Origin of the sequence: Fictibacillus barbaricus, assembly GCF_014635025.1 — a bacterium.
In the GTDB taxonomy this organism is placed as follows: domain Bacteria; phylum Bacillota; class Bacilli; order Bacillales; family Fictibacillaceae; genus Fictibacillus; species Fictibacillus barbaricus.
The window spans coordinates 1-3,526 of sequence record NZ_BMCE01000014.1; the positions used below are offsets into that span (position 1 = coordinate 1).

At 31.9% G+C, this 3,526-nt stretch carries 4 protein-coding genes and 1 pseudogene; 2 read left to right on the forward strand and 3 right to left on the reverse strand.

The features are described 5' to 3' along the window. A pseudogene (locus IEV52_RS22705) lies at window positions 1-151 on the reverse strand (dihydrofolate reductase family protein); the annotation flags it as partial. 489 nt (window positions 152-640) lie between these two features. Between IEV52_RS22705 and IEV52_RS22150 the strand changes: the two are divergent. Further along, window positions 641-916: a hypothetical protein gene (locus tag IEV52_RS22150; protein WP_188404698.1), complete on the forward strand. Its 276-nt coding sequence runs from the start codon at window positions 641-643 to the stop codon at window positions 914-916. 54 nt (window positions 917-970) lie between these two features. Here the strand turns inward: IEV52_RS22150 and IEV52_RS22155 are convergent, their stop codons facing one another. Both IEV52_RS22155 and IEV52_RS22160 read right to left on the reverse strand, forming a co-directional pair. Then, window positions 971-1,666 (reverse strand): cardiolipin synthase, encoded by a 696-nt coding sequence (locus IEV52_RS22155; protein WP_188404699.1) that lies wholly within the window; start codon window positions 1,664-1,666, stop codon window positions 971-973. Window positions 1,667-1,684: 18 nt separating this feature from the next. After that, complete coding sequence (locus IEV52_RS22160; RefSeq protein ID WP_188404700.1) at window positions 1,685-2,239, reverse strand: M57 family metalloprotease; 555 nt, start codon at window positions 2,237-2,239, stop codon at window positions 1,685-1,687. A gap of 475 nt (window positions 2,240-2,714) precedes the next feature. Between IEV52_RS22160 and IEV52_RS22165 the strand changes: the two genes are divergently transcribed. After that, a complete protein-coding gene (locus IEV52_RS22165) occupies window positions 2,715-2,954 on the forward strand; it encodes a hypothetical protein (protein WP_188404701.1) in 240 nt (79 codons plus the stop codon). Window positions 2,955-3,526: the final 572 nt, after the last annotated feature.

Genomic DNA, 3,526 nt, shown 5'->3' on the forward strand with positions numbered 1-3,526 from the left:
CCCAAATGACAGTGTCGGCAGTACTCAGAATTTCTTTCGCGTGTTTCTCCAAATCAGCATCGTAGGAAACCCAGCCAATGTCCATTTCACCATTCGGCCCTTCTACAAAACCGTCAAGCGATGCGTGCAGAAATAGAACGAGTTTTCTCATTTTCAGTTCTCCTTTGTTCATGAGGGATATCTACATTATACATTTGCTACATTTTAGCATAATTCAACTTGGGTTGTTTCTTATGGATTGCTAATCCCAAACCTGCCCGTTAGCTTAACAAGAATAATACGCAGTCTCTTATTCAACAAACGGGCAGGATTGTGGAATAAGAAATAAATGATTTAATATACAAATAAGCCAACTATTTCAAACGCAAAATTAGTTGGCGATTTGCATTACTTTTTTCTGTTTTGTACTCCAAAAGAGAATCCGTAATTAAAAGAGATCATTTGATTTACCTAAGTTAATTTTAATTACTAAGGTTTGTTTCGATACACCACATATGTCTGCAAATTCTTCACCTGTTTTCTCATTAAATTCATTTGCTAATAAATTAACGTTCGATTGAATAAACAAGCCCTGTATGAAGCAGGGCTATATTAATGCTATATAGAATATTAGATAAAAAGAATTAAGGAGGTAAAATAATTGAGGTATTTTGTTTTATACACGTTAAATGATAACTACATTTCTGAAAGGTATTTAAAGGGGAAATCGTATGAACATATAGAAAACCGTATCCACCACTATTCAGATGGTATACTATCCACAAATAAATGGACCTTAATCACCAGTAATATTGAAGTTGGATATCTAAGAGAGATCTCTCTTTCGGAATTTCCTCATCTAACGAAAAAAGATTTCGCTATGATTAATGAAAACAATAGCCTTTCTTCAAGTGAAATCCTTAACATCCTTCCATAAAAAAAGCCAGCATTCTGCTGACTTTTTATTTCAACCTTGAATCAAGATTGATAACTATTTTTTTTGATTGATCTTACTTTTTAATTCTTCGATACTCATACCGCTAATATTGTCCTGAATCTTATGAATTTCATTGTCTATGATAAACGTTTTATTACCAGCTTTAAATTCATTCTTTTTAGCTTTATTAACAGAACTAAGCAGATTAGATTGTAATTCAACTTTGTCAAGTTCATTGATTTTTACCGTAAATGGTTCAATTGCTTTATAATAGTGATTTTGTGTAGGTTCATATTTCAAAAATACTACATATTTAGCATTGAGATCTGGTTGAATATACAACGGATCAAGATTCGTAGCCTTCTCAACGTTACCATCCCCATCCTCAATATCAATGGTTTCAGAATAACGGTGATTTATTTCAATCATTTTTTTGTTTTGTATGTTTCCCTTTACTACGTAATCTACTTTAAACGTATAAATGTGTCCTTCTACATAGTTTTCAGGATCTTCTTGAGAAATATCTTTAGGGTTTCTAGCCATGTTCCATTTAGAATCAAGTTTTACATATTTACCCATAACCACTAAATCCGATTCAATAGCCATTTCGTCTAAGTTTTCAGTAACAGGGTAATCTGCACTAGCTAACACATGTATTGTCTCTTCTTTATTACTAAAAATGTAGAAACTTATTGTTCCCAATACCAGTATAGAGCTCAAAATTATTTTTAGTTTGTTTTGTTTCAACATATTGACTCCCCCCTTAACTTAATAAATTGCGGCAATACCGTTTATATCATCTGTTTGAGGCATATATAGTACTTCACGGTTTCGGGCAGAGTTCATAATTGAATTAATATCATTATGATCAATGCCCATAGCGTGACCTAACTCATGTGTAGCTGTACTTTTAGCAACATTTATTTTTGTTATATTTGAATTACCTGAGTTTACTTCAGATTTAAAATAATCCGCGACACCATCTGAAACACCATATGATGTATTTCTTCCATAATAACTAGATGACACTTCGTACCACGAGTTTAATGTGTTCAGCGAATTACTATTATAAAAGAAGTCATTCCATACAGTTTTGTTCTCCCAATTTGTCATTGCGTCAATAAAACCTGTTTTAATAACGGATGAACCACTATCTAAATTACTACCCCATTTATAACTCGTTGATGTAGCAGGCATCTTATAACCTTCAAGTTCATAAGCGAATGATGAATTACAGAATAGAACGCTCCCAAAAACAATTGTCCCGATTCCTTTAAGAACTGCATACCTTTTCACTATATTTCCCCCTTTTCTTTGTACCATTTAATGGTAATATATTTACAAGAAATATCCTATTGGGAAAATAGACCTTAAAAATCCTTAATAAATCGACATATTAAATGACTATTTTCCCAACTTTTTTTAAAGGGATTTTTAGTCAATTTGTCGTACAAGGAATCTCATATCAAAAAAATTTATCAATAATAAAAAGCAGCCATCATTGATTGATGGCTGCTTAACGAAAAAATTGCATTACTATCCACTTACCGAAAGAATATTTTTCGAACTAAAGGAAGTTTAATGATTAATTAATGGGAGAACCTTTGAAACATAAGGGACAAGCTCTTTTTATTCAATTAATTAGTTCGGCAAGGGGATAGTAGAGGGGTATATGAACAACATATGAATTAACAAACGCTAATTCTCAGTCTAATGGAATCTTAAAAAAGGGGTTATATTTTTTTTCCAAAATAAAATTAAAGATAATTATCATATAAGACTTCGAGGGGGACATAACATGGAAGTTTATATTTTAAAGGAAGTTAATTTACTAGATAGTGGCGAGAAAGAGTTTTACGTAAACGTTTATGATACAGAGGAAAAAGCAATACAAGCAATGGAAAAAGATATTAACGCTTACATCGAAGATAACAACGCATATATCATCGATGGAGAAAAGGGAGATTGGGTTGTAGAATTAACTGATGAATATCATAATAAATACATCTTTAAAATTGAAATTAAGAAGGTGGAATAAATTTTTTTGGCAGATGAATTTTATACCCTAAGAAACTCGAGTTACTAATCTGACAATTCACAACCTAAGTTTACATAAAGTACCCAAATAGCAGAGTGCCCAGAAAAGTAAATAATAAAGCCATAGAAATTGTGGTGCCTTTGAATAATAAAGAATAGTTTGGCAAAAGCATATGGATTTATACTGCCCAAGCACTTTTTAGACATAGTCCAAGTTTTCCTGACTTTTGTGTCGGTAGAACAAATATTCCCGACTTTTGTGTCGCAACTTCAGGACACAAAAGTCGGGAATATTTTTATTAAATCCGCTATTTAATTGCGTTCAAGGATTCCTGAGTTTTGTGTCGTTGTACAAATGACATAAATCTGTTGTCTTAAATGACACAAAAGTGTTGTCTTTCAATTCTTCTGAATCATCGTAAATAAAACCGTTTATTTTACTGTTGCTGTTACTGCTGCTATAAGTATTTGAACTATATTCATAATTCCTCTCCTTCTTACAGAAATGCACCCGATTGCAGAAGATATTGAAATAAAACTTTGCATAAGAAAAACATAGGGAGAATTTAATCT